At 71.2% G+C, this 26,205-nt stretch carries 22 protein-coding genes; 14 read left to right on the top strand and 8 right to left on the bottom strand.

Annotated features, from left to right (window positions below; translation table 11 throughout):
• The first annotated feature begins 5 nt into the window (after positions 1–5).
• The gene (locus ABZ848_RS18420) at positions 6–1,262 is read left to right on the top strand and encodes an MFS transporter (RefSeq protein WP_360832736.1); all 1,257 of its coding nucleotides are present in this window, start codon (positions 6–8) and stop codon (positions 1,260–1,262) included.
• A gap of 14 nt (positions 1,263–1,276) precedes the next feature.
• Here ABZ848_RS18420 and ABZ848_RS18415 read toward each other — a convergent pair whose 3' ends face one another.
• Complete coding sequence (locus ABZ848_RS18415) at positions 1,277–1,912, bottom strand: TIGR03085 family metal-binding protein (protein ID WP_360832733.1); 636 nt, start codon at positions 1,910–1,912, stop codon at positions 1,277–1,279.
• A gap of 130 nt (positions 1,913–2,042) precedes the next feature.
• Here ABZ848_RS18415 and hisI point away from each other — a divergent pair, with 130 nt between their 5' ends.
• The 10 genes from hisI to lgt all read left to right on the top strand — a co-directional run bounded on the left by hisI (position 2,043) and on the right by lgt (position 10,822).
• Complete coding sequence (gene hisI / locus ABZ848_RS18410; protein WP_360832730.1) at positions 2,043–2,447, top strand: phosphoribosyl-AMP cyclohydrolase; 405 nt, start codon at positions 2,043–2,045, stop codon at positions 2,445–2,447.
• 11 nt (positions 2,448–2,458) lie between these two features.
• A complete protein-coding gene (locus ABZ848_RS18405; RefSeq protein WP_360832726.1) occupies positions 2,459–3,946 on the top strand; it encodes an anthranilate synthase component I in 1,488 nt (495 codons plus the stop codon).
• 52 nt (positions 3,947–3,998) lie between these two features.
• Positions 3,999–4,637: a TIGR02234 family membrane protein gene (locus ABZ848_RS18400; RefSeq protein WP_360832723.1), complete on the top strand. Its 639-nt coding sequence runs from the start codon at positions 3,999–4,001 to the stop codon at positions 4,635–4,637.
• A gap of 130 nt (positions 4,638–4,767) precedes the next feature.
• Complete coding sequence (locus tag ABZ848_RS18395) at positions 4,768–5,025, top strand: HGxxPAAW family protein (protein ID WP_242761119.1); 258 nt, start codon at positions 4,768–4,770, stop codon at positions 5,023–5,025.
• Between the two features lie 76 nt (positions 5,026–5,101).
• Positions 5,102–5,548: a DUF2752 domain-containing protein gene (locus tag ABZ848_RS18390; protein ID WP_360832719.1), complete on the top strand. Its 447-nt coding sequence runs from the start codon at positions 5,102–5,104 to the stop codon at positions 5,546–5,548.
• A 147-nt stretch (positions 5,549–5,695) separates the two neighbouring features.
• The gene (gene trpC, locus ABZ848_RS18385) at positions 5,696–6,505 is read left to right on the top strand and encodes an indole-3-glycerol phosphate synthase TrpC (RefSeq protein ID WP_360832717.1); all 810 of its coding nucleotides are present in this window, start codon (positions 5,696–5,698) and stop codon (positions 6,503–6,505) included.
• A 294-nt stretch (positions 6,506–6,799) separates the two neighbouring features.
• The gene (gene trpB / locus ABZ848_RS18380) at positions 6,800–8,083 is read left to right on the top strand and encodes a tryptophan synthase subunit beta (protein ID WP_360832714.1); all 1,284 of its coding nucleotides are present in this window, start codon (positions 6,800–6,802) and stop codon (positions 8,081–8,083) included.
• Positions 8,080–8,898 (top strand): tryptophan synthase subunit alpha, encoded by an 819-nt coding sequence (gene trpA, locus ABZ848_RS18375; protein WP_360832711.1) that lies wholly within the window; start codon positions 8,080–8,082, stop codon positions 8,896–8,898. Before trpB ends, trpA begins: the two co-directional genes overlap by 4 nt.
• A 96-nt stretch (positions 8,899–8,994) precedes the next feature.
• Positions 8,995–9,771, top strand: coding sequence for a thioredoxin domain-containing protein (locus tag ABZ848_RS18370; protein ID WP_360832708.1), 777 nt, complete (start codon positions 8,995–8,997; stop codon positions 9,769–9,771).
• Positions 9,772–9,874: 103 nt separating this feature from the next.
• Positions 9,875–10,822 (top strand): prolipoprotein diacylglyceryl transferase, encoded by a 948-nt coding sequence (gene lgt, locus ABZ848_RS18365; RefSeq protein ID WP_360832705.1) that lies wholly within the window; start codon positions 9,875–9,877, stop codon positions 10,820–10,822.
• 106 nt (positions 10,823–10,928) lie between these two features.
• On the opposite strand, the gene ABZ848_RS18360 is transcribed toward lgt, so the two are convergent.
• Genes ABZ848_RS18360 through ABZ848_RS18330 form a run of 7 tightly spaced genes read right to left on the bottom strand, consistent with a single transcriptional unit; the run spans position 10,929 to position 18,776 of the window.
• On the bottom strand, positions 10,929–11,750 hold the full coding sequence (locus ABZ848_RS18360; RefSeq protein WP_360832702.1) for a CoA ester lyase: 822 nt from the start codon (positions 11,748–11,750) through the stop codon (positions 10,929–10,931).
• Positions 11,747–12,958 (bottom strand): CoA transferase, encoded by a 1,212-nt coding sequence (locus ABZ848_RS18355; RefSeq protein ID WP_360832699.1) that lies wholly within the window; start codon positions 12,956–12,958, stop codon positions 11,747–11,749. Before ABZ848_RS18355 ends, ABZ848_RS18360 begins: the two co-directional genes overlap by 4 nt.
• Positions 12,955–13,848, bottom strand: coding sequence for a ribokinase (rbsK, locus tag ABZ848_RS18350; protein WP_360832696.1), 894 nt, complete (start codon positions 13,846–13,848; stop codon positions 12,955–12,957). Before rbsK ends, ABZ848_RS18355 begins: the two co-directional genes overlap by 4 nt.
• Positions 13,845–15,212, bottom strand: coding sequence for an ADP-ribosylglycohydrolase family protein (locus ABZ848_RS18345; protein ID WP_360832693.1), 1,368 nt, complete (start codon positions 15,210–15,212; stop codon positions 13,845–13,847). The genes rbsK and ABZ848_RS18345 overlap by 4 nt, the downstream gene beginning before the upstream one ends.
• Positions 15,200–16,426: an ADP-ribosylglycohydrolase family protein gene (locus ABZ848_RS18340; RefSeq protein WP_360832690.1), complete on the bottom strand. Its 1,227-nt coding sequence runs from the start codon at positions 16,424–16,426 to the stop codon at positions 15,200–15,202. Before ABZ848_RS18340 ends, ABZ848_RS18345 begins: the two co-directional genes overlap by 13 nt.
• 8 nt (positions 16,427–16,434) lie before the next feature.
• A complete protein-coding gene (locus ABZ848_RS18335) occupies positions 16,435–17,766 on the bottom strand; it encodes an ADP-ribosylglycohydrolase family protein (protein ID WP_360832687.1) in 1,332 nt (443 codons plus the stop codon).
• Positions 17,763–18,776 carry an ADP-ribosylglycohydrolase family protein gene (locus ABZ848_RS18330; RefSeq protein ID WP_360832684.1) on the bottom strand — a complete coding sequence of 338 codons (1,014 nt, stop codon included), beginning with the start codon at positions 18,774–18,776 and terminating at the stop codon, positions 17,763–17,765. The genes ABZ848_RS18335 and ABZ848_RS18330 overlap by 4 nt, the downstream gene beginning before the upstream one ends.
• Before the next feature lie 252 nt (positions 18,777–19,028).
• Between ABZ848_RS18330 and ABZ848_RS18325 the strand changes: the two genes are divergently transcribed.
• From ABZ848_RS18325 to ABZ848_RS18315, 3 genes are all read left to right on the top strand, one after another.
• Positions 19,029–19,760 (top strand): VIT1/CCC1 transporter family protein, encoded by a 732-nt coding sequence (locus ABZ848_RS18325; RefSeq protein WP_360832681.1) that lies wholly within the window; start codon positions 19,029–19,031, stop codon positions 19,758–19,760.
• A gap of 370 nt (positions 19,761–20,130) precedes the next feature.
• Positions 20,131–24,723 (top strand): glutamate synthase large subunit, encoded by a 4,593-nt coding sequence (gene gltB, locus ABZ848_RS18320; RefSeq protein WP_360832678.1) that lies wholly within the window; start codon positions 20,131–20,133, stop codon positions 24,721–24,723.
• Entirely contained in the window at positions 24,716–26,179 is a 1,464-nt protein-coding gene (locus ABZ848_RS18315) for a glutamate synthase subunit beta (RefSeq protein ID WP_360832675.1), read from the top strand. Before gltB ends, ABZ848_RS18315 begins: the two co-directional genes overlap by 8 nt.
• The last annotated feature ends 26 nt before the right edge of the window (positions 26,180–26,205 follow it).

Raw genomic sequence — 26,205 nt, 5'->3', positions numbered from 1 at the left:
CCGCCGTGACCGTCACGCCCGCGATATCCGCCCCGCCCGCCCAGCAAGCCGGAGTCCCCGCCCACCGCGACGGCAACGTGCTGCGCTGGCTCGGGGCCTACACCTCCTCCATGGTCGGCGACAGCGTGTACTACATCGCCCTGTCCTGGGCCGCCGTACAGGCGGGTACGCCCTCGCAGGCCGGGCTGGTCATGTCGGTCAGCGCGGTGCCGCGGGCGCTGCTGATGCTGGGCGGGGGAGTCGTCGCCGACCGGCTCGGGCCGCGGCGGGTCGTCATCGGCAGCGACATCGTGCGGTGCGCGGCCGTGTTCGCGGTGGCGGCGCTGCTGTTCCTGGCCGACCCGGGCCTGTGGGCGCTGGCGCTGCTCGCGTTGGTCTTCGGCACCGTCGACGCCGTGTTCATGCCGGCGGTCGGCGCCCTCCCCGCGCGCGTGACGACCCGCGACCAGCTCGCGCGCGTACAGGGCATGCGGGGCCTCGCCATCCGCTTCGCAAGCGTCGTGGGGGCCCCACTGGGCGGCCTCGGCGTGGCCCTGGGCGGCGCGGCGGCGGCCTTCGGGCTGGCCGGGCTGCTGATCGCGCTGTCGGTGCCGCTGCTGGTGAGCGTGCGGGTGCGGGAGCTGCCGGGGGATGACGCGATCGCGGCTGGTGAGTCCGTCTGGGGCGATCTCGTCACCGGACTGCGCTACATCCGCCGTCACCCTGTGCTCGCGCCCCTGATGTTCGCCATCGCCCTGGGGGACCTGGGGTTCGTCGGGCCGCTCAATGTCGGGCTGACGCTGCTGGCCGACCAGCGGGGCTGGGGTGCCTCGGGGATGGGGGCCGTGCTGGCCGGGTTCGGGGTCGGGGCCGGTGTCGCCTCGCTGTTGCTGACCGTGCGGGGGCGGCTGCCGCGCGCGGGACTGGTGGCGGCGTACACGATCCTGGCGGGGTCCGTCGCCATCGGCGCCCTGGCCTTCGTGCCGACGCTCGTCGCCGCCGTCGGCACGGCACTGCTCGTCGGCCTGCTCGCCGGGCTCAGCGGCGCGATGTGCGGCGCCCTGCTGCAGACGCAGGCCGACCCGGCGTACCTGGGGCGGGTCACCGCCGTCGCCAGCCTGGTCAGCCTCGGTATCGCCCCGCTGAGCATGCCGGTGTCGGCGGCCGCGATCGGGGCCTGGGGCACCGGTCCCGTCTTCGTCGTCAGCGCCGTGGTGTGCGGGCTCGGCGGCGTGGTCGCGCTGTGTGTACGGGACCTGCGCCGCGCGGAACTGCCCCGCTGACGTCCCCGCGGGGCCTAGATACCCAGCTGCTTCGCCTCGTGGAGCTTCGCGACCGCGTCCTTGTCGCCGTCCAGTTCCACCTTCGCGGAGTTCTGGCGGCCGTACGAGAAGAGCAGCAGCTCGGACGGTTCGCCGGTCACCGTCACGACCGGTGTGCCGCGGTGCGCGACCGCCGTCTGGCCGTCGGGGCGGCGCAGGACCAGGCCGGTCGGGGCGCTGCGGCCCACCAGGCGGGCGCTGCGCTCCAGGCGGGACCAGAGGGCGTCCTGGAAGACCTGGTCGAGCTCGCGCGGCGTCCAGTCCGGCTGGGCCCGGCGGACGTCCTCGGTGTGGACGTAGAACTCGACCGTGTTGGACTTCTCGTCGACCTGCTTCAGCTGGAACGGCGAGAACCGCGGCGGCCCGGTACGGATGAGCTGGATCAGCTCCTCGTACGGCTTCGCGGCGAACTCCGCCATCACCCGCTCCAGGCGTGGCGCGAGCTGCTTGATCAGGATGCCGCCGGCGGCATCGGGGCGGCGCTCGCGCACCACGACGTGCGCGGCGAGGTCACGGGTGCGCCAGCCCTCGCAGAGGGTCGGGGCGTCCGGGCCCTCGGCCTCCAACAGATCGGCCAGCAGAAGTCGTTCACGCTTGGCGAAAGTCGACATGAAGTCAGCCTACGACCACCCTCCGGGCACGCCCAGTGGACACCCCCGGGCGGGCCCGCCGGACTCCTCCCGGGTCCGCCCACTGGACAGGGCGCCGTCACTGTCAGTGGCGCGCGGCACAATGGCACCCATGACCAGTACGACCGGTACGCCCCGGCCCAGCAGCCTCGATCCCGAGATCGCCGCGCGCCTCAAGCGCAGCGCCGACGGGCTCGTCCCCGCGATCGCCCAGCAGTACGACACCGGTGAGGTGCTCATGCTCGGCTGGATGGACGACGAGGCACTGCACCGGACACTGACGACCGGCCGCTGCACCTACTGGTCGCGCAGCCGCCAGGAGTACTGGGTCAAGGGCGACACCTCCGGCCACTTCCAGTGGGTCAGGTCGGTCGCGCTCGACTGCGACGCCGACACCGTGCTGGTCAAGGTCGACCAGGTCGGCGCCGCCTGCCACACCGGCGCGCGCACCTGCTTCGACGAAGACGTACTTCTCAAGGACGGCGCCGATTCCGGTGCCGCCGCATCGGATCAGTAAGGTCTGCCGCCATGGACCTCGAGACCTTCCGCAAGCTCGCCACCGACCGGCGTGTCATCCCGGTCACGCGCAAGCTCCTCGCCGACGGCGACACCCCCGTCGCGCTCTACCGCAAGCTCGCCGCCGAGCGCCCCGGCACCTTCCTGCTGGAGTCCGCGGAGAACGGCCGCACAGCGTTTCAATGGTCTCGCTACTCCTTCGTGGGCGTCCGCAGCGCCGCCACCCTCACCGCCCGCGACGGCCGGGCCCACTGGCTCGGCGCCCCGCCCGTCGGCGTCCCGGTCGACGGCGACCCGCTCGCCGCCCTGCGCGCCACCATCGAGGCCCTGCACACCCCGCACCAGGGGGGCCTGCCGCCCTTCACCGGCGGCATGGTCGGCTATCTCGGCTACGACATCGTGCGCCGCCTGGAGAAGATCGGCCCCGGCGAGCGGGACGACCTCAAGCTCCCCGAGCTGACCATGCTGCTCACCAGCGACCTCGCCGTCATGGACCACTGGGAGGGCTCGGTCCTGCTGATCGCCAACGCGATCAACCACAACGACCTCGACACGGGCGTCGACGAGGCCTACGCGGACGCCATGGCGCGCCTGGACGCGATGGAGGCCGACCTCTCGCGCGCGGTCGCCCAGCCGCCCGCCGTCCTCCCGCCCTCCGAACTGCCCGAGTACACGGCGCTGTGGGGCGGCCCCGACTTCCAGGCGGCCGTCGAGGACATCAAGGAGCGCATCCGGGCCGGTGAGGCCTTCCAGGTCGTCCCCTCCCAGCGCTTCGAAACGCCATGCACGGCAAGCGCGTTGGACGTGTACCGGGTGCTGCGGGCCACCAACCCCTCCCCGTACATGTACCTGTTCCGCTTCGACGGCTTCGACGTCGTCGGCTCCTCCCCCGAGGCCCTCGTCAAGGTCGAGGACGGCCAGGCCATGGTCCACCCCATCGCCGGCACCCGCTGGCGCGGCGCGACCCCGCAGGAGGACCAGGCCCTCGCCGAGGAACTGCTCGCCGACCCCAAGGAGCGCGCCGAGCACCTGATGCTGGTCGACCTCGGACGCAACGACCTCGGGCGGGTCTGCGAGCCCGGCTCGGTCGAGGTCGTCGACTTCATGTCCGTCGAGCGGTACTCGCACGTGATGCACATCGTCTCCACGGTCACCGGCAAGGTCGCCGAGGGCCGCACGGCGTTCGACGTCCTCACGGCCTGCTTCCCGGCCGGCACCCTCTCCGGCGCCCCCAAGCCCCGGGCGATGCAGATCATCGACGAACTGGAGCCGTCCAGAAGGGGGTTGTACGGCGGCTGCGTCGGCTACCTCGACTTCGCGGGCGACTCCGACACGGCCATCGCCATCCGTACGGCCCTGCTGCGGGACGGCACGGCGTACGTCCAGGCGGGCGCCGGAATCGTCGCCGACTCCGACCCCGTCGCCGAGGACCAGGAGTGCCGGAACAAGGCCGCGGCGGTGCTCCGCGCGGTCCACACGGCCAACCGGTTGGGCAAGTAGGGCGAGAGTCACGTGAACCCCGGGTGACGGTTCGCCCGGGGTTCGGGCGATAGTGGAGTACGTGACTGCTGTTCCTCACCCCCGTTCCGAAGCCGCCGGACCCGCCCGGGCCGGCCGCCTCAGTCTTGCCGTGGCTCTGCTGGCCGGTGCGCTCGGCGCGGCCGTGGCGCTGCTGGCCACCCGACAGCGATGGGCGGAGGGCACGGCGACAGTGGCCGGGGCGCCCTTCTCGCTGACCGCCAAGGGCAGCGACGTCACGGGCGTCCCCGCGGCCCTCGCGATAGTGGGCCTCGCCGCGCTCGTCGCCGTCTTCGCCGTCCGCAAGGCGGGTCGCCTGCTGGTCGCCGGCCTGCTCGCGCTGTCCGGGGCCGGCACGGTCGCGGCGGCGCTGCTGGGCGTCTCCGACAGTTCCGCGCTGGACGAGAAGGCCGCGCAGGCGGCGGGGGACACGGGGGCGACGGTGACCGCGCTGAGCCATACCGCTTGGCCGTACGTGGCGGCTGTCGGTGGTGGGCTGCTGCTGCTCGCCGGGTTGTTGGCGCTGCGGTACGGGCGGTCCTGGCCGGCGATGTCCGGGCGTTATGAGAGGGACGGTTCTGTGCGGCCGCGGCGGCGGGTCGTTGTCGATCCTGACCGGCCCGAGGAGCTCTGGAAGGCCATTGACCGGGGAGAGGACCCGACGAGCGCCTAGTGGGCTGCCGGGTGCGGTTTGATACAGCCGACTCGCGAGGGTGTACCCGCTCGCAGTCCACGTGTGCTCGTGCGGGACAATGTGCGGGAGCGTACGGCTCAGACACGTAAACATCAGCGAGGAGCAAGTCATGGCGGGCAGCAGCCACGGTCACACCCCGGCCGCCTGGACCGGTGTCACTATCGCCTTCATCGGTTTCTGCGTTTCGGGTGCCTTCATGGTGATGGCCCAGCCCGTGGGCTTCTGGGCGGGCATGGTGGTCGTGGCCATCGGCGGTGTCGTCGGCTGGGTCATGAGCGCGATGGGCCTCGGCCAGCCGAAGGACGCGCACAAGGACTTCCAGGACGCGCTGGCCGAGAGCCGCGCGGCCGTGAGCGCGAAGAGCTGACTCTCGTACGACTTCTGAGGGGCGATCCGGAGCCGGGTCGCCCCTCACGCGCGCGTGGCGGCCGTACGGGGGCACAATGCGAGACGTGAACGCCGAGAGCCAGTCCGTGACGCCCTCCGCCACCGGAACCGTGGCCGCCCGGCTCGCCGTGCCCGCCGGGATCCTCACGGCCGTCGCCGGGGCCTTCGCCTACGTCGGCACGGTGGACCCCAACCAGCCCGGCCACTACCCGGTCTGCCCCCTCTACCGCTTCACCGGCCTCTACTGCCCCGGCTGCGGCGGCCTGCGCAGCGCGCACGCCTTCATCCACGGCGACTTCCTGGGGGCGTTGCACGACAACGCCCTGGCCGCCGTCGGCTATCCGGTCTTCGCCGTGCTGTGGACCGTATGGGTGGTCCGTACGGCCCGCGGGCGGTCCTTCGGGTTCCGGCTCGGGTCGGCGCAGCTGTGGGCCCTGGGCACATTGCTGCTGGTCTTCACGGTTGTCCGGAACCTGCCCTTCGGTGGCTGGCTGCATCCTTGATCAAATCCCGAATGTCCAGGTAGTGGGACCGGCGTCAACCGGATGCGAGGGCTACGCCCTCCTCCGGATACCATCGCAGTGACCATCGGTTTTCTCCCGACGGTCAAAAAGCTTCAACAGTCAACCGTCTGGAAGGGGGCCGCTCGCGTGAGTGTGCTCGACGAGATCATCGACGGAGTCCGTGCCGACCTCGCGGAGCGGCAGGCGCGCGTCAGCCTCGACGAGCTCAAGGAGCGCGCGGCGAAGGCTCCCGCGGCCAAGGACGGACTGGCCGCCCTGCGCGGCGAAGGCGTGAAGGTCATCTGCGAGGTCAAGCGCTCCAGCCCCTCCAAGGGCGCGCTGGCCGCGATCGCCGACCCGGCCGGACTCGCCGCGGACTACGAGGCGGGCGGTGCGGCCGTCATCTCCGTCCTCACCGAGCAGCGCCGCTTCGGCGGCTCGCTGGCCGACCTGGAGGCCGTTCGCGCCCGGGTGGACATCCCGGTGCTGCGCAAGGACTTCATCGTCACGTCGTACCAGCTCTGGGAGGCTCGCGCGTACGGCGCCGACCTCGCCCTGCTGATCGTCGCGGCCCTCGAACAGCCCGCCCTGGAGTCCCTCATCGAGCGCGCCGTCTCCATCGGCCTCACCCCGATCGTCGAGGTGCACGACGAGGACGAGGTCGAGCGCGCGGTGGACGCCGGCGCGAAGGTCATCGGCGTCAACGCCCGCAACCTCAAGACCCTGGAGGTCGACCGCTCGACCTTCGAGCGCGTGGCCCCCGAGATCCCCGACGACCTGGTCAAGATCGCCGAGTCCGGCGTCCGAGGCCCCCACGACCTCATCGCCTACGCCAACGCGGGCGCCGACGCGGTCCTGGTCGGCGAGTCCCTGGTCACGGGCAAGGACCCGAAGTCGGCGGTGTCGGACCTGGTGGCAGCGGGCGAGCACCCCGCTCTCCGGCACGGCCGCGGTTGATCTTTCGGTAGGCTGCCCCCGATGACTCTCACTGCGACGACCATGGACCGGCACGCCCGCCTGGCGCGCGGCTGCCGCCCCCGGGGCTGCCGAGCCCCGGCGAGGCGTGTCCATGGACGCCGCGTGCGCTACGTCATCGGAGACGAACCCGGGCAGGTGAACGGCCGTCGATGGCAGCGCGCCCAATAGGGGCGCGGGGAACTGCGCGACAAGCCACGGACGACCTTTCGTCGTCGGACAAGCCCCGCCCCCACGGCGATTAGGTATTTTCCAAACTCACCGTGAGGTTCAGCCATGCCCAGCGAGTTCTTCATCCCCGACCCTGAGGGTCAAGTCCCCTCAGCCGAAGGCTACTTCGGCGCATTCGGCGGCAAGTTCATCCCGGAGGCCCTCGTCGCCGCCGTCGACGAGGTCGCCGTCGAGTACGACAAGGCCAAGCACGACCCCGAGTTCGCTCGCGAACTCGACGACCTGCTGGTCAACTACACCGGCCGCCCCAGCTCCCTGACCGAGGTGCCCCGCTTCGCGGAGCACGCCGGCGGCGCGAGGATCTTCCTGAAGCGGGAGGACCTCAACCACACTGGCTCCCACAAGATCAACAACGTCCTCGGCCAGGCCCTGCTCACCAGGCGCATGGGCAAGACGAGGGTCATCGCCGAGACCGGCGCCGGCCAGCACGGCGTCGCGACCGCCACCGCCTGCGCGCTCTTCGGCCTCGAGTGCACCATCTACATGGGCGAGATCGACACCAAGCGCCAGGCCCTCAACGTCGCCCGTATGCGCATGCTCGGCGCCGAGGTCATCGCCGTGAAGTCCGGCAGCCGTACGCTGAAGGACGCCATCAACGAGGCCTTCCGCGACTGGGTCGCCAACGTCGACCACACCCACTACCTGTTCGGTACGGTCGCCGGCCCGCACCCCTTCCCGGCCATGGTCCGCGACTTCCACCGCGTGATCGGCGTCGAGGCCCGCCGCCAGCTCCTGGAGCGCGCCGGCCGCCTCCCCGACGCGGCGATCGCCTGCGTCGGCGGCGGCTCCAACGCCATCGGCCTGTTCCACGCCTTCATCCCGGACACGGACGTACGCCTCATCGGCTGCGAGCCCGCGGGCCACGGCGTCGAGACCGGCGAGCACGCGGCCACGCTCACGGCCGGCGAGCCCGGCATCCTGCACGGCTCCCGGTCGTACGTCCTCCAGGACGAGGAGGGCCAGATCACCGAGCCGTACTCGATCTCGGCGGGCCTGGACTACCCGGGCATCGGCCCGGAGCACTCGTACCTCAAGGACTCCGGTCGCGGTGAGTACCGCGCGGTCACCGACGACGCGGCGATGCAGGCACTGCGCCTGCTCTCGCGCACCGAGGGCATCATCCCGGCGATCGAGAGCGCGCACGCCCTCGCGGGCGCGCTGGAGGTCGGCAAGGAGCTGGGCAAGGACGGCCTGATCGTCGTCAACCTGTCCGGCCGCGGCGACAAGGACATGGACACGGCGGCCCGCTACTTCGGGCTGTACGACACCGACGCCGAGGTCGCGGCCGACGCCGCCGACCTCGCCGAGATCGAGGGGGACGCCAAGTGAGCGGGAACATTCAGCTGCTGTCCGACACCCTCGCCGGCGCAAAGGCCGAGGGGCGGTCCGCGCTCATCGCCTACCTCCCGGCCGGGTTCCCGACCGTGGACGGCGGCATCGAGGCGATCAAGGCCGCCCTCGACGGCGGCGCCGACGTGGTCGAGGTGGGGCTGCCGCACAGCGACCCGGTCCTCGACGGTCCCGTCATCCAGACCGCCGACGACATCGCCCTGCGCGGCGGCGTCAAGATCGCGCACGTCATGCGCACGGTCAAGGACGCCCACGAGGCCACCGGCAAGCCGATCCTCGTCATGACGTACTGGAACCCCATCGACCGCTACGGCGTCGAGCGCTTCACCGCCGAGCTGGCGGAGGCCGGGGGCGCCGGGTGCATCCTGCCCGACCTGCCCGTCCAGGAGGCGGGGCTGTGGAGGGAGCACGCGGAGAAGCACGGCCTCGCGACCGTCTTCGTCGTGGCGCCCAGCAGCAAGGACGCGCGGCTCGCCGAGATCACCGCGGCGGGCAGCGGCTTCGTGTACGCCGCCTCGCTGATGGGTGTCACCGGTACCCGTGAGTCGGTGGGCGCGCAGGCCCAGGACCTGGTCGAGCGGACCCGGGCCACCGGCACCGGCCTGCCCGTCTGCGTCGGGCTCGGCGTCTCCAACGCGGCCCAGGCCGCCGAGGTGGCCGGCTTCGCCGACGGCGTGATCGTCGGCTCGGCCTTCGTCAAGCGGATGCTGGACGCGCCGGACGGCAAGGCCGGCGTCGAGGCGGTCCGCGAACTCGCGGGCGAGCTGGCGAAGGGCGTGCGCGGACAGGCGTAACAGCTGTAAGGGAACACCGCGGAACATTCGGTCACTCGAACGGGTGGACCTGGGACCGGGGAGGCGCAGTGCGCCTTCCCGGTTCGTTCTGGGGGTGTGAGCGAGAAGAACCGTGAAGGAAAGCGCACCGCCCGCGAGCGGCTGGCGGTCGAGCGTGAGAAGCAGAAGTCCGCGGAGAAGCGGCGGCGGGCGCTGATCGTCGGCGCGAGCGTCGTCTGCGTGCTGGGCCTGGCAGCGGTGATCGGCGTGGTCGCCGCCAACTCCGGCAAGGACAAGGGCACCAAGAGCTCGGGCCCGGTCGTGGCACCGTCCGGAGCGCAGGGCAAGGACAGCCTGGCGATCCCGGTCGGCAAGGACAGCGCCAAGTCGACGCTCACCGTCTGGGAGGACTTCCGCTGCCCGGCCTGCCAGGCCTTCGAGACGACGTACCGCTCGACGATCCACGAGCTGACCGACTCCGGCCAGATGAGAGTCGAGTACCACCTGGTCAGGCTGATCGACGGCAATCTCGGCGGCACCGGCTCGCTGCGCGCGGGCAATGCGGCGGCATGCGCGCAGGACGCCGGGAAGTTCCGCGACTACCACGACGTGCTGTACGAGAACCAGCCGAAGGAGACCGACGACGCGTTCGCCAGCAACAGCAAGCTGATCGAGCTGGCGGGCAAGGTGGACGGGCTGGACACGGCGACGTTCCGTACGTGTGTCAACAAGGGGAACCACGACAGCTGGGTCGACAAGTCGAACGCCGCCTTCAAGGCGGGCGGTTTCACCGGCACGCCGACCGTGATCCTCAACGGCAAGAACATCTACGCGGACCAGACGATGACCCCGGCGAAGCTGAAGCAGCTGGTGCAGCAGGCCGACAAGGGGTGACGAGCGGTAAGGGGCGCGAGGGTGTTTCACACCCGCCCGTTATGGACCCGTAGCCGGGCTGCCTGCCGTCGGCCCGGCTCGGCACGGTAGCGTCGACCCTGCCATGGAAGAACTTGCCTACATTCCCAGCCCGTCGCGCGGGGTGCTGTACCTCGGCCCCATTCCGCTGCGCGGCTATGCGTTCTGCATCATCATCGGCGTCTTCGTCGCGGTCTGGCTCGGCAACAGGCGCTGGATCGCCCGCGGCGGGCGGGCCGGCACGGTGGCCGACATCGCTGTCTGGGCGGTGCCGTTCGGCCTCGTCGGCGGCCGGCTCTACCACGTGATCACGGACTACGAGCTGTACTTCAGCGAGGGCCGTGACTGGGTGGACGCCTTCAAGGTCTGGGAGGGCGGCCTCGGCATCTGGGGCGCGATCGCGCTCGGGGCGCTGGGCGCGTGGATCGGCTGCCGGCGCCGGGGCATCCCGATGCCCGCGTATGCCGACGCCGTCGCACCCGGTATCGCCTTCGCGCAGGCGATCGGGCGGTGGGGCAACTGGTTCAACCAGGAGCTGTACGGCAAGGAGACCGACGTCCCCTGGGCGCTGCACATCACGTCGTCCGCGGACGGGCGGGTGCCGGGGTACTACCACCCGACCTTCCTCTACGAGTCCCTGTGGTGCATCGGTGTCGCGCTGCTCGTCATCTGGGCGGACCGGCGGTTCAAGCTGGGGCACGGGCGGGCGTTCGCGCTGTATGTCGCGGCGTACTGCGTGGGGCGGGCGTGGATCGAGTACATGCGGGTCGACGACGCGCACCACATCCTGGGGCTGCGGCTGAACGACTGGACCGCGTTGATCGTGTTCCTGCTCGCGGTCACGTACATCGTGGTGTCGGCGAAGAAGCGGCCGGGGCGGGAAGCGGTGGTTGAGCCGGGGGCCACTGATGAGGCGCCGAGTGATGAGGCCGAGGCCGAGGACGGCGAGGTCGAGGGCGCGTCTGAGGCCAAGGCCTCCGAAACGGACGGCGAAGACGCGAAGGACGAGGCCGAGTCGGCCAAGAAGAGTTGACGGGTTGAATCGACGGCGGGTTTCGGCGGGTTTGGCACCGCCGGGACCCGCCGTCGTGGGTCTGGCCGTTGCGGCGGAAAGAAGCAGCCGGGCAACTGGAGCGCGATCAGGGGCGGTTGGCGAGGGACAGGGTTCGCTGGGCCGCCGTCACCACCGCCGCGTCGATGAACGTGCCGTTCGGTAGGGCCTGTGCGCCGTGTTCTGTTGTTGCCGCCTTCACGATGGTTTCCGCCTCCTCGATTTCCTGGGACGTGGGGAGGTAGGCCCGTTCGATGACGGGGAGTTGGCGGGGGTGGATCGCGGCGCGGCCCAGGAAGCCGAGGGTGCGGCCGTGGGCGCAGGAGGCGGCCAGGGCTTCGAGGTCGCGGATGTCCGGGTGGACCGACTGCGGTGGTGGGGGCAGGGCTGCCGCTCTCGCGGCGACGATCACCCGGGAGCGGGACCAGTCCAGGCCCGCGTCCTCTCGTACGCCCAGGTCGGCACGGAGGTCCGTCTCTCCGAGTGAGATGCCGTGCAGGGACGGGTGGGCCGTGGCGATCGCGTAGGCGTGTTCGATGCCGAGGGCGGATTCCAGGAGGGCGTACAGGGCGGGGGTGCGGGGGGACGTCCGTTCCGCGATGCGGGTGATCTGGGCCGGGGACGTCACCTTCGGGAGGCGTAGGCCGGAGAGGCCCGGGAGGGCGGCGATCGACCGCAGGTCCTTCGCGGCCAGGGGGCCGTCGAGGGCGTTCACGCGGACGAGGACCGGGAGCGGCTGGGGGTCTGAGAGGAGGTCCGCCGTGGCCTCGCGGGCGTAGTCCTTGCGCTCGGGGGCGACCGCGTCCTCCAGGTCCACGATCACGACGTCGGCACCGGCGGCCAGCGCCTTGGCCACGACATGCGGGCGGTCGCCGGGGGCGTACAGCCAGGTGAGGGGGGTCCCCGTCATACGGCGCCCTCCTCGCGCAGGGTCGTCAACTCGGCCTCGGTCAGGCCCAGTTCGGTCAGCACCGCCTCCGTGTCGGCGCCGTGCGGGCGGCCCGCCCAGCGGATCGCGCCGGGGGTCGCGGAGAGGCGGAAGAGGACGTTCTGCATGCGGAGGGGGCCCAGTTCGGGGTCGTCGAGGGTCGTGATCGTCTCGAGGGCCTGGTACTGCGGGTCGGCCAGCACGTCCCGTACGTCCTGGATCGGAGCCACCGCCGCCTCCGCCTTCTCGAAGGCCGCGAGGACCTCGGTGCGGGAGCGGGCCGCGATCCAGTCGCCGACCGCCTCGTCGAGGACGTCGGCGTGGGCGGCGCGGTCGGCGCCGGTCGCGAACCAGGGTTCGTCGATCAGTTCGGGGCGGCCGACGAGGTGCATCACGCGTTCCGCGATCGACTGGGCCGAGGTGGAGACGGCGACCCACTTGCCGTCGGCGGTGAGGTAGGTGCCGCGCGGGGCGTTGTTGGCGGAGCGGTTGCCGGTGCGCTGCTGGACGTAACCGAGCTGGTCGTACCAGGTCGGCTGGGGGCCGAGGACGGTCAGGATCGGCTCGATGATCGCCATGTCCACGACCTGGCCCTCGCCGGTGCGGCCGCGGGCCGCGAGCGCGGTCATGACGGCGTACGCCGTGGCCAGGCCGGCGATCGAGTCGGCGAGGCCGAAGGGCGGGAGCGTCGGCGGGGCGTCGGGCTCGCCGGTGATCGCGGCGAAGCCGCTCATCGCCTCGGCGAGGGTGCCGAAGCCGGGGCGGCGGGAGTAGGGGCCGAACTGGCCGAAGCCGGTGACGCGGGCGAGCACCAGCCGTGGGTTGGCGGCGGACAGCTCGGGCCAGCCGAGGTCCCACTTCTCCAGGGTGCCGGGGCGGAAGTTCTCGATCAACACGTCGGCGGTGGCGGCCAGTCGGAGGAGGGTGGCGCGGCCGCCGGGTCTGGACAGGTCGAGGGTGATCGTGCGTTTGTTGCGGCCGAGGAGCTTCCACCACAGGCCGATGCCGTCCTTGGAGGGGCCGTGGCCGCGGGACGGGTCGGGTTTCGTGGGGTGCTCGATCTTGACGACCTCCGCGCCGAAGTCGCCGAGCATGGTGGCGGCGAGCGGGCCCGCGAAGAGGGTGGCGAGGTCGAGGACGCGCAGGCCGGCGAGCGGGGGAGTACCGGGGGACTGGGGAGTTGTGGTCATGAGGTGTACCGCGCCTCGATCTCGGAGCGGTACGGCATCGACGCGGAGGCGCCGGGGCGCTGGACGGAGAGGGCGGCCGCGGCGGCGGCCCAGCTCAGGGCCTCGCGGATCGGGCGCTCCGCGCCGAGGGCCACGGCGAGGGCGCCGACGAAGGTGTCGCCCGCGCCCGTGGAGTCGACGGCGGTGACCTGCGGGGCCGGGACGGCGAGGGGTTCGGCGCCACGGGCCAGGTAGAGGCTGCCCGCCGCGCCGAGCGTGACGACCACGGCCGGGACGGTCTCCAGCAGGGCGGTGGCCGCGTCGACCGCGTCGGTGCGGCCGGTGAGGGTGATCGCCTCGTACTCGTTGGCGACCAACAGGTCGGTGGCGGTGAGGAGTTCGGGCGGGAGCGGCTGGGCGGGCGCCGGGGTGAGGACCGTGCGGACGCCGTGGGCGCGGGCGGCCTGGGCGCCCGCGACGACCGCCGGCATCGGGATCTCCAGCTGGAGCAGCAGGGCGTCGGCCGAGGCGATCAGGCCCTCGTCGCCGGGGGCGAGGTGGTCGACCGTGCCGTTCGCGCCGGGGATCACCACGATCGCGTTGCCGCCCTCGTCGTCGACGACGATGTGGGCGGTCCCGGAGGGACCCTCGATGGTGCGCAGCAGGTCGGTGTCGACGCCGGAGTGTTCGAGTGTGGAGCGGAGTTGTGGGCCGTAGGCGTCCGTGCCGACGGCGCCGATCATCGACACGGTGGCGCCGGCGCGGGCCGCGGCGATCGCCTGGTTGGCGCCCTTGCCGCCGGGGATCGTACGGAACTCCCGTCCCGTCACCGTCTCTCCGCGCTGCGGGGCCTTCTCCACGTACGCGACCAGATCCATGTTGGTGCTGCCCAGTACGACGATGTGGGTCATGGGCGGGATGCCTCCCGGTGGGTGAGGTGGGCGAGGGTGTCGAAGCCGATGCCGTCGAAGTCGCCTACGGAGGTGGCGAGTTGGTTCTTGAGGGGGGTGGTCCAGTGGTCGGGGAGGACGGTGGGGGTGCCGGTGAGGAGGGCGGCGATGCTCCCTGTCGTGGCGCCGTTGGAGTCGGTGTCCCAACCGCCGCCCACCGCGCGGGAGATGGAGCCGGTGAAGTCGCCGTTCGCGTGGGTGAGGGCGGCGGCGATCAGGGCCGTGTTGGGGATGGCGTGGACCCAGTGGTGGGTGTCGGCGTAGGTGGCGTGGAGTTGGTCCACGACCGTGTCGAAGTCCCGGTGTTCGTAGGCCAGTTGAACGGCGTGGTGGATCGCCTTGGCGAGGCGGGAGCGGGGCGGGACCACGGTGAGGCCGGTGCGGAGGCAGGAGTGGATGTCGTGGGTGCCGGTCGTCGCGGTCGCGATGGTGGCGGCCGTGAACATCGCCGCGTAGACGCCGTTCGCGGTGTGGGTGAGGGTGGCGTCCCTGTGGGCCTGTTCCGCCGCGGCGGCCGGGTTGCCGGGGTTGGACCAGCCGTGGATGTCGGCGCGGATCAGGGCGCCGATCCATTCGCGGAAGGGGTTGCGGTGGCGGGCCGTGTGCGGGGGTTCGATGCCGGTGAGGAGGTTGCGGTAGGCGATGCGTTCGGCGGTGAAGGTGCGGCCGGCGGGGAGTTCGTCCAGCCAGAGCTTTGCCACGTCGGTGGGGGTGAAGTCTCTGCCGTGTCGTTGGAGCAGGAGCAGGTTGACGAGGGGGTAGTTGAGGTCGTCGTCCTCGGGCATGCCGTCGATGTTCTCGGCGAGGGAGGTGGGGGCGGAGCGGCGGTTCCAGGGGTGGGCGGAGAGGAGTTCTTGGGGGACTCCCTTGGCTGTGAAGTAGGTGGTGAGGGGCCAGTTGCCGGTGGACTGGGCGATGGCGCGGATGGCTTGGAGGGGGAGCTTCTCGACGGGTTTGCCCAGGAGGCAACCTGCGGCTCGGCCCAGCCAGGCGGCTTCGAAGGCGCGGGGGGTGGGGGCTGGGGCGGGTGGGTCTTCCGCGCACGGCCAGTCCGGGCACAGGGTCTTGATCTTCGCCAGGTCGGTCGGTTCGGTGTCCTCCAACCTGCTTGGCAGGTCCGCCAGTTCGTCCAGGAGGTCCTTGGCCAGCAGGCGCAGGTATCGCGAGCATGGTTCTGTCGAGGAGCCCGCTCGTAGGGGGGCCTCCCTGCCTCCCGCTGCTCTCCAGCGCGCGGCGATCGCCGTCGGTTCACGGCCGTCCAGGGCCGCCTGTCGCAGCTCATGGCCGACCAGGTCCTCGGGCTGTACCCACGTCAGTCGGAGCATCTGCCGCCTCCGAGTTCCGTGAACGCCGACTCGTGGGCTCTGCGGCGGCTCACGTCCTGTTCGAAGATTTCGCGGGTTACGGCGGTGAGGGTCGTCGCCGGTTCCCACAGGTCCAGGCGGCTGGCCTCGGAGACCGTCTTGGACCAGGTCTCCGGGATCGGGGAGCCCAGGGCGCCGGAGAGGGCGCCTGCCATCGTGGCGATCGAGTCGCAGTCCCGGCCGTAGTTGACCGAGCCCAGGACCGCTTGGTGGTAGTCGCCTCCGGTCAGCAGCAACATGCCCAGGGCGATGGGGAGTTCCTCGATCGAGTGGAGGCGGGAGGGGCGGCGGGCGCCGAGGGAAGGGGCGCGGTAGTCCGGGCCGACCGTGTCGAAGGGGGAGATCGCCGCGCGGAGCGGTTCGAGGGCCGACTCGAAGTCCGTGTGGCGGGAGGCCACTTCGCAGACCTGCTCGATCGCCGTGCGGGTGCCGTCCTTCGCGAGGGAGAGGGCGGTCGTGATGATCGAGTCCGGGGTGGCGCCGGGGGTGGCCGCCGCTGCCACCGCCGCCGCGAACACGGCCGCCGCCTCACGGCCGTACGACGACTGGTGGGCTCCCGCGATGTCCAGGGCCTCGGCGTAGGCGGCCCTGGGATCGGCCGCGTTGACCAGGCCGACGGGGGCCATGTACATCGCCGCGCCGCAGTTGACGATGTTGCCGACGCCCGCCTCTCGGGGGTCGGCGTGCGCGTAGTGGAGGCAGGTGACCAGCCATTTCTCCGCGAGGAAGAGGCGGTGGAGGGGGAGGGCCTCCGCCTCCAGCTCCGGGATCCAGCGGGGGTTGGTCATCAGGTCCGGGACCAGGTGTTCGGCGATCGCGTAGGCGTCCAGGTGGTCGCGGACGGTCGCGTAGACCCGTACCAGCGCATGGGTCATCAAGGTGTCGTCGGTGACGTGGCCGTCGCCCTTGTGGTACGGGGCCAGGGGGCGGGCGGTGCGCCAGGCGTCGCCGTTCCAGGGGCCGACGATGCCGTGGATCCGGCCGCCGTGGCGTTCGAGGATCTGCGTGGGGGAGTAGCCCTCGACCGGGCCGCCGAGGGCGTCGCCGACCGCCGCGCCCACGAGGGCACCGGTGATGCGGTCCTCCAGGCTGATGTCTGTGCCGATTTCTGTGCCGATTTGTGCGGTGGTTTCCGTGGTGGTTTCCGTGGTGAATTCTGTTGGTTCGGGCTTCATGTTGCGAATCATCCACCCGGCGGGGCCGGTTGTGCGGATTCCAGGAGTTCGGCGAGTTCCACCAGGTCGGTGCCGGTGAGGCGGGGGAGGGCGCAGCCGGAGAGGGTGCGGCAGGCGTTCCGCCAGGACGGGGGGATCGCGTCGCCGCCGCCGATTGCGCCGGTGAGGGCGCCGGCCAGGGCGGGGGCCGAGTCGGCGACCCGGGAGAGGCAGGCGGCTGCGGGTACGGCTTCGGCGATACGGCCCCGGGAGGCCGTGGTCAGGGCCAGGGCGACCGGGACTGTTTCGGCGGCCGCGATGCCGTAGCTGTAGACGTGGTCGACGATTTGGTGTTCGAGGAGGGGGATCAGGGCGAAGGCGGAGTCGGCCTCCTGGGCCAGGTGAAGGGCGTGGCGGGTGTTGCGGCCGATCTCCGTGGATTCCGGGAGTTCGCTGAGGGCGGTGGTTACGCAGGTGTGTACGTCGGCGCCGGTCAGGGCCAGGGAGACGGCCGCGGCCATGGCTCTCGCGCCGTGGACTCCGTCGCCGTCCTGGGTGTAGCGGGCGTCGAACTCGGCGAGGTCTGCGGCGAGTTGGGGATTGCCGGGGTGGGCGACGGCGAGGACGCAGGCGCGGATGCAGGCGGCGTCGTCGAAGTAGTGGGGGTTGTCGTGGCCGGTGGCGGGTGGGCGGAGGCCGGTGGCGAGGTTGCCGAGGCCGGCGCGGACGGAGATGCGGGCGCGGAGGGGGAGGACGGCGGATTCGATCTCGGGGGCGCGGTCTGCTGCTGCGGCTACTTCTGCGGCGAGGGCGTTCCAGGTGAGGTCGATCGCGGCTCTTGTGCGGCGGGGTTTGGTGAGGTCGCCCAGGGCTGTGTCGTCGCCGGCTCTGAGGAGGGCTTCTGCGGCGAAGGCTGCCCATTCGGCGTCGTCGGAGGGGCCAAGGTGGAGGGGGCCGGGGGGTTGGTTCAGGGCGATGGGGACGGGGAGGGTGGTTGTTGCGTTGTGCTCGGCGAAGGTGTCCAGTTCGCGGGTGAGGCGGCGAGTCCAGTCGGGCATGCGGGATGCTCTGTGGCGGGCGGCGGGCCAGCCGGCGGCGTCGCCTGCGGCCAGGCCCAGCAGGAGGCCGACGGTTCTACTGGCCTCGGCAGATCCCTGCGGGTGCTGCGCCGCGTCGACCGCCTCGGCTTCGCCGTCGGCGGCATCGTTCCCACCCGCACCACCCGTGACGCTTTCGTGGTCGGGTGCGGGTGGCCCCTGTGTGGCGTCCTCGCCGTCGGCGGCCGCGGATGCGTACGGCGTCGCCTCGGCCGGCTCCCTCGTGGTGGTCGCTCTTTCGTCCCACGGGCTCGGCGGTGTCACGACTCCGCCTCCGTGAGCCCCGGTACCAGCAGGTCCGCCACCTCCAGCACGTGGTGGCCCGCCATCGCCGGTAGGCAGGTTCCCCGGGCCGGGGCGATGGGGGATGCCCACTCGCTCGGGATCGCGGACGCGCCCTGTGTCGCGCCGGACAGTGCTCCCGCCACCGCCGCCGTCGTGTCCGCGTCTCGGCCCATGTTGACCGCCGTCAGGACCGCTTCCCGGAAGTCGCCGTCCGCTGCCGCGTACGCGCCGAAGGCCAGGGCCACTGCCTCGGGGGCCAGGTCCGTCCAGGGGTAGCCGCCGATCACCACCGCTGAGCGGACCGCTCGCTCGCCCCGGTGGGCCACCGCCACCGCGCGGCGCAGGGAGCGGGCCGTCCAGGAGTCGTCCGGGATGACCGCCAGGGCGGAGGCGACCACCGCGACGGTCGGGGCGCCCGCCATCGCCGCCGCCACGCCCGCCGCCACCGCCTGGCCGCCGTAGATGCCCTCGCCCTCGTGGCTCACCGAGCCGTCGATCGCCGCCAGGCGGGCCGCTTCGGCGGGGCGGCCCGCCGCGAAGACGCCGAAGGGGGCCGCCCGCATCGCGAGCCCGTCGCTCCAGGCGTGGCGGTGCTGGGCCGAGATGGGGGCCGCGAGGCCCCGGCGGAGGTTCTCCAGCGTGCCGCGTTCGCTGAAGCCCGCGCCCCGGAAGGGACCCTCGTCGCGGTCCGCGATCCACTCGTGCCAGGCCGCCTCCACATGCGCGGGGGTGAGCGCCGAGCCGTGGCGGGCGAGGAGCAGGCCCGAGAAGATCGCGTACTCCGTGTCGTCCGTGCCGGCGGGTGTGTCCGTCACGTAGCCCGTGATGCGGCCCCAGCGGGAGCGGATCTCCGACGGTTTCATGTTTTCGGCGGGTGCCCCGAGGGCGTCGCCCACCGCCAGGCCCAGCAGCGCGCCGCGGGCCCGTTCGCGGAGTTCGGCGGTGTTCCCGGACGACGGGACCGTGGGGATGCAGGTGATCGATGACATGGGCGGCCTCTCCGGAGACGTTCCCGGATGTTTCCCACCATCGGCGGTTGACCTCAGCCTCGGAGGACCCCATGTCACCCGGTCGACATGTGTGCGGCCATCGGTTCGGATGAGCGGTTGGCGGTAAAACCGCAGGTTAGCCCAGCCTTTCCTTGCTGGCGGGCGGGAATGCGGCGGCGTATCTTCGGCGTTGTTAAGAATTAGAAATTGTCCAAAGTTAGCTTTGGCTTAGCTTTCCTGGGGGCCCGAAACATGGCGATCATCGAGACCGAGGCCGCGCTGCACGAGGCGCACCGTGACAACCACACCCACCGGGACGTCAACGGTGGGTGGCTGCGGCCTGCCGTGTTCGGTGCCATGGACGGGCTCGTGTCCAACCTGGCGCTGATGACCGGCGTCGCCGGTGGGGCCGTCGGTCAGCACACCATCGTGCTGACCGGGCTCGCCGGGCTTGCCGCGGGCGCCTTCTCCATGGCCGCCGGGGAGTACACCTCCGTCGCCTCGCAGCGCGAGCTCGTCGAGGCCGAGCTGGACGTGGAGCGGAGGGAGCTGCGCAGGCATCCGCTGGACGAGGAGGCCGAGCTGGCCGCGCTGTACGAAGCCCGCGGGGTCGATGCGGGGCTCGCCCGGGAGGTCGCCCGGCAGCTGTCGCGCGATCCCGAGCAGGCGCTGGAGATACACGCCCGTGAGGAGCTCGGCATCGACCCGGGTGACCTGCCCTCGCCGCTGGTCGCCGCCGTGTCGTCCTTCGGGTCCTTCGCGCTCGGCGCACTGCTTCCCGTACTGCCGTATCTGCTCGGTGCGACCGTGCTGTGGCCGGCCCTGCTGCTCGCGCTGATCGGGCTGTTCGCGTGCGGTGCGGTGGTGGCCAGAGTGACCGCGCGGACCTGGTGGTTCAGCGGACTGCGGCAGCTCGCGCTGGGGGGTGCGGCGGCCGGTGTGACGTACGCCCTGGGCAGTTTGTTCGGAACGGCCGTAGGATGAGTCGGCTACAAGTTATGCGTTGGGCCGCATAAGTAGCCGTTACTCGCTGGTTTCGGATGCATGACCACGGGGCATGAGCCGTAAGCGCTGTGGGCAATGGTGCCTGCCACGCACCCTCGGGAAGGGCGACGTAGCCCTCCCCGTCTTTCGGACCGACGGACATCGATCTGTCCCGCTCGGTCCCCATAGCTTCCACCGCAGGCGCGGCACCCGCGCTGCAGCCGCGCGGTGTCCGCATGTTGGAACGGAATATCCCGGTTCCCGAGAACCGCTCCATCATGTAACCTGCACGAAATTTTGCACTCAGCAGAGGGCCAACGTCGTCCCTCGGCAATCTGCATATGCCACAAGAGACGACGACGGGAGAGCCATGCGTACGCCGCGCCAGCCGTCCCAGCATTCCGCGAATGGCCAGAACTGGTCCTTCATGGATGCTCGCCCTGCTGCGCAGGGTATGTACGACCCCCGCAACGAACGCGACGCGTGCGGCGTCGGTTTCGTCGCCACCCTCACCGGCGAGGCGTCCCACACCCTGGTTGAACAGGCCCTGACGGTGCTGCGCAACCTCGAGCACCGCGGCGCCACCGGCTCCGAGCCCGATTCCGGCGACGGCGCCGGCATCCTCTCCCAGGTTCCCGACGCGTTCTTCCGCGAGGTGGCCGGATTCGAGCTGCCCGAGGCGGGCGGTTACGCGGTCGGTATCGCCTTCCTGCCGGAGGACGGCGCAGGCGACGCCATCTCGCAGATCGAGACGATCGCCGACGACGAGGGCCTGACGGTTCTCGGCTGGCGCGAGGTTCCGGTCGCCCCCGAACTGCTCGGTGCCACCGCGCGTTCGACGATGCCCGCCTTCCGGCAGATCTTCGTCACGGACGGCGTCAGCAAGGACATCGAGCTCGACCGCAAGGCCTTCGCGCTGCGCAAGCGCGCCGAGCGCGAGGTCGGTGTCTACTTCCCGTCGCTCTCCGCGCGCACCATCGTCTACAAGGGCATGCTGACCACCGGCCAGCTGGAGCCCTTCTTCCCGGACCTCTCCGACCGCCGCTTCGCCTCGGCCGTCGCCCTGGTCCACTCGCGCTTCTCCACGAACACCTTCCCGTCGTGGCCGCTCGCGCACCCGTACCGCTTCGTCGCGCACAACGGTGAGATCAACACCGTCAAGGGCAACCGCAACTGGATGGCCGCGCGCGAGTCGCAGCTGGTGTCCGACCTCTTCGGAGACAAGGGCCTGGAGCGGGTCTTCCCCATCTGTACGCCGGACGCCTCCGACTCGGCGTCCTTCGACGAGGTGCTCGAACTCCTGCACCTGGGCGGGCGTTCGCTGCCGCACTCCGTGCTGATGATGATCCCGGAGGCGTGGGAGAACCACGACTCCATGGACCCGGCCCGCCGCGCCTTCTACAACTTCCACTCCACGATGATGGAGCCCTGGGACGGCCCGGCCTGCGTCACCTTCACCGACGGCAAGCAGGTCGGCGCGGTCCTCGACCGCAACGGCCTTCGCCCCGGCCGCTACTGGGTCACCGACGACGGCCTCGTCGTCCTCGGCTCCGAGGTCGGCGTCCTCGACATCGACCCCGCCAAGGTCGTCCGCAAGGGCCGCCTGCAGCCGGGCCGGATGTTCCTCGTCGACACGGTCGAGCACCGGATCATCGAGGACGACGAGATCAAGGCCCAGCTCGCCGCCGAGCACCCCTACGCCGAGTGGCTGGAGGCCGGGGAGATCGAGCTCTCCGACCTGCCCGAGCGCGAGCACATCGTGCACACCCACGCCTCGGTCACCCGCCGCCAGCAGACCTTCGGCTACACCGAGGAGGAGCTGCGCGTCATCCTGGCGCCGATGGCCAAGGCCGGTGCCGAGCCCATCGGTTCGATGGGTACGGACTCGCCGATCGCCGCGCTGTCCAGCCGCCCGCGGCTGCTCTTCGACTACTTCACCCAGCTGTTCGCGCAGGTCACCAACCCGCCGCTGGACGCGATCCGGGAAGAACTGGTCACCAGCCTGCGCTCGTCGCTCGGTCCCGCGAGCAACCTCCTGGAGCCGACGGCCGCTTCGTGCCGTAGCGTCACCCTGCCCTTCCCGGTCATCGACAACGACGAGCTGGCCAAGCTCATCCACATCAACGCCGACGGCGACATGCCCGGCTTCAAGGCCGCGACCCTGTCCGGCCTGTACCGGGTCTCCGGCGGCGGTGACGCCCTCGCCGCGCGCATCGACGAGATCTGCGCCGAGGCCGACGCGGCCATCGAGAACGGCGCCCGCCTGATCGTCCTGTCGGACCGTCACTCCGACGCCGAGCACGCGCCGATCCCGTCGCTGCTGCTCACCGCGGCCGTTCACCACCACCTCATCCGCACCAAGCAGCGCACCCACGTGGGCCTGCTCGTCGAGGCCGGTGACGTCCGCGAGGTCCACCACGTCGCCCTGCTCATCGGCTTCGGCGCCGCGGCCGTCAACCCGTACCTGGCGATGGAGTCGGTCGAGGACCTGGTCCGCGCCGGCACCTTCCTCTCGGACATCGAGCCCGAGAAGGCCATCCGCAACCTGATCTACGCCCTCGGCAAGGGCGTCCTGAAGGTCATGTCCAAGATGGGCATCTCGACCGTCGCCTCCTACCGCGGCGCCCAGGTCTTCGAGGCCGTCGGTCTCGACGAGGCCTTCGTCGAGAAGTACTTCAACGGCACGGCCACCAAGATCGGCGGCGTCGGCATCGACGTCATCGCCAAGGAGGTCGCCGCCCGCCACGCGAAGGCGTACCCGGCCTCCGGCATCGCGCCCGCGCACCGCGCTCTGGAGATAGGCGGCGAGTACCAGTGGCGCCGCGAGGGCGAGCCGCACCTGTTCGACCCGGAGACGGTCTTCCGCCTCCAGCACTCCACGCGCACCGGCCGCTACGACATCTTCAAGAAGTACACCGAGCGCGTGAACGAGCAGTCCGAGCGCCTGATGACGCTCCGCGGCCTGTTCGGCTTCAAGTCGGACCGCCCCTCGATCTCCATCGACGAGGTCGAGCCGGTCTCCGAGATCGTCAAGCGCTTCTCCACCGGAGCCATGTCGTACGGCTCCATCTCGCGCGAGGCGCACGAGACCCTCGCCATCGCCATGAACCAGCTGGGCGGCAAGTCCAACACCGGCGAGGGCGGCGAGGACGCGGACCGCCTCTACGACCCGGCCCGGCGCAGCGCCATCAAGCAGGTGGCCTCCGGCCGCTTCGGTGTGACGAGCGAATACCTCGTCAACGCCGACGACATCCAGATCAAGATGGCCCAGGGCGCCAAGCCCGGCGAGGGCGGCCAGCTGCCCGGCCACAAGGTCTACCCGTGGGTCGCCAAGACCCGGCACTCCACCCCGGGTGTCGGTCTGATCTCCCCGCCGCCGCACCACGACATCTACTCCATCGAGGACCTGGCCCAGCTCATCCACGACCTGAAGAACGCGAACCCGCAGGCGCGGATTCACGTCAAGCTGGTCTCGGAGGTCGGCGTCGGCACGGTCGCCGCGGGTGTCTCCAAGGCGCACGCGGACGTCGTGCTGATCTCCGGTCACGACGGTGGTACGGGTGCTTCTCCCCTTACCTCCCTGAAGCACGCCGGCGGTCCCTGGGAGCTCGGTCTCGCCGAGACCCAGCAGACCCTGCTGCTCAACGGCCTGCGCGACCGCATCGTCGTCCAGACCGACGGTCAGCTGAAGACCGGCCGTGACGTCGTCATCGCCGCGCTGCTCGGCGCCGAGGAGTTCGGTTTCGCGACCGCGCCGCTCGTCGTCTCCGGCTGCGTCATGATGCGCGTCTGCCACCTGGACACCTGCCCGGTCGGCATCGCCACCCAGAACCCGACCCTGCGGGACCGGTTCTCCGGCAAGGCCGAGTACGTCGTCAACTTCTTCCAGTACATCGCCCAGGAGGTCCGCGAGATCCTCGCCGAGCTGGGCTTCCGCTCCATCGAGGAGGCCGTCGGCCACGCCGAGGCGCTCGACGTGACCCGCGCGGTCGACCACTGGAAGGCCCAGGGCCTCAACCTGGAACCGCTGTTCCACGTGCCCGCGCTGCCCGAGGGCGCGGTGCGCCACCAGGTCATCGAGCAGGACCACGGTCTGGAGAAGGCGCTCGACAACGAGCTGATCAAGCTCGCCGCCGACGCCCTGGCCGCCGACTCGGCGACCGACGCCCAGCCGGTGCGCGCCCAGGTCCAGATCCGCAACATCAACCGCACGGTCGGCACCATGCTCGGCCACGAGGTGACGAAGAAGTTCGGTGGCGCGGGCCTGCCCGAGGACACCATCGACATCACCTTCACAGGCTCCGCGGGCCAGTCCTTCGGCGCCTTCCTGCCGCGCGGTGTCACGCTGCGCCTGGAGGGCGACGCCAACGACTACGTCGGCAAGGGCCTCTCCGGCGGCCGGGTGATCGTCCGTCCCGACCGGGGCGCCGACCACCTCGCCGAGTACTCGACGATCGGCGGCAACACCATCGCGTACGGCGCGACCGGTGGCGAGCTGTACCTGCGCGGTCGTACGGGCGAGCGGTTCTGTGTCCGCAACTCCGGTGCCACGGTCGTCTCCGAGGGCGTGGGCGACCACGGCTGTGAGTACATGACCGGCGGCCGCGCGGTGGTCCTCGGCGAGACGGGCCGCAACTTCGCGGCCGGCATGTCCGGTGGTATCGCGTACGTGATCGACCTGAACGTCGACAACGTCAACGTCGGCAACGTCAGCGCCATCGAGGCCCTCGACGACACCGACAAGCAGTGGCTGCACGACGTGGTGCGCCGCCACCAGGAGGAGACCGGCTCCACGGTCGCCGAGAAGCTCCTGGCCGAGTGGGACACCGCGGTGGACCGCTTCAGCAAGATCATCCCCAGCACGTACAAGGCAGTGCTCGCCGCCAAGGACGCCGCCGAGCAGGCGGGACTCTCCGAGTCCGAGATCACCGAGAAGATGATGGAGGCGGCGATCAATGGCTGACCCGAAGGGCTTCCTGAACCACGGCCGCGAGGTCGCCAAGTCCCGTCCCGTCGGCGAGCGTCTGAAGGACTGGAACGAGGTCTACGTCCCCGGCTCCCTGCTGCCGATCATCAGCAAGCAGGCCAGCCGCTGCATGGACTGCGGCATCCCGTTCTGCCACAACGGCTGTCCGCTGGGGAACCTGATCCCCGAGTGGAACGACTACGCCTACCGCGAGGACTGGTCGGCGGCTTCGGAGCGCCTGCACGCCACGAACAACTTCCCCGAGTTCACGGGGCGGTTGTGCCCGGCTCCCTGTGAGTCGGCGTGCGTGCTCGGCATCAACCAGCCCGCCGTCACCATCAAGAACGTCGAGGTCTCGATCATCGACAAGGCGTGGGAGACCGGCGATGTCGCGCCGCAGATCCCCGAGCGCCTGTCGGGCAAGACGGTCGCCGTCATCGGCTCGGGCCCCGCGGGCCTGGCCGCCGCCCAGCAGCTCACCCGGGCCGGCCACACCGTCGCCGTCTACGAGCGCGCCGACCGCATCGGCGGCCTGCTCCGGTACGGCATCCCCGAGTTCAAGATGGAGAAGCGGCACATCAACCGCCGTATCGAGCAGATGCGCGCGGAGGGCACCCGCTTCCGTACCGGGATCGAGATCGGCGTCGACCTCAAGGCGACCGACCTGAAGAAGCGGTACGACGCGATCGTCATCGCCGCCGGTGCCACGACCGCCCGTGATCTCCCGGTCCCGGGGCGGGAGTTGAAGGGCATCTACCAGGCGATGGAGTACCTGCCCCTGTCGAACAAGGTCCAGGAGGGCGACTACGTCACCTCCCCGGTCTCGGCCGAGGGCAAGCACGTCGTCGTCATCGGCGGTGGCGACACCGGCGCCGACTGCGTGGGCACCGCGCACCGCCAGGGCGCGGCCTCCGTCACGCAGCTGGAGATCATGCCCCGCCCGGGCGACGAGCGGAACCCGGTCTCCCAGCCGTGGCCGACCTTCCCGATGCTCTACAAGGTCACCTCCGCGCACGAGGAGGGCGGCGAGCGGGTCTACTCCGTCTCCACCACCCACTTCGAGGGCGACGAGGACGGCAACGTCCAGTGGCTGCACCTCACCGAGGTCGAGTTCGTCGACGGCAGGCTGACCCCGAAGCCGGGCACGGAGCGCAAGATCCCCGCCCAGCTGGTCACCCTCGCCATGGGCTTCACCGGCACCGACCGGGAGAACGGCCTCGTGGACCAGTTCGGCCTGGAGCTCGACGAGCGCGGCAACATCGCCCGCGACGCCGACTTCCAGACCAACGTGCCGGGCGTCTTCGTCGCCGGTGACGCGGGCCGCGGCCAGTCGCTCATCGTGTGGGCGATCGCCGAGGGCCGCTCGGCCGCCCGCGGCACCGACCGCTTCCTGACCGGAGCGAGCGACCTGCCGGCCCCGATCCGGCCGACGGACCGCGCGCTGATGGTCTGACGGAGGAACAAGTGACCTGACGGTCA

Origin of the sequence: Streptomyces sp. NPDC047081, from assembly GCF_040643775.1 — a bacterium.
In the GTDB taxonomy this organism is placed as follows: Bacteria; Actinomycetota; Actinomycetes; order Streptomycetales; family Streptomycetaceae; genus Streptomyces.
The sequence above is the reverse complement of the archived record's forward strand: the minus strand, read 5'-3'. Positions and strand labels throughout refer to the sequence as shown.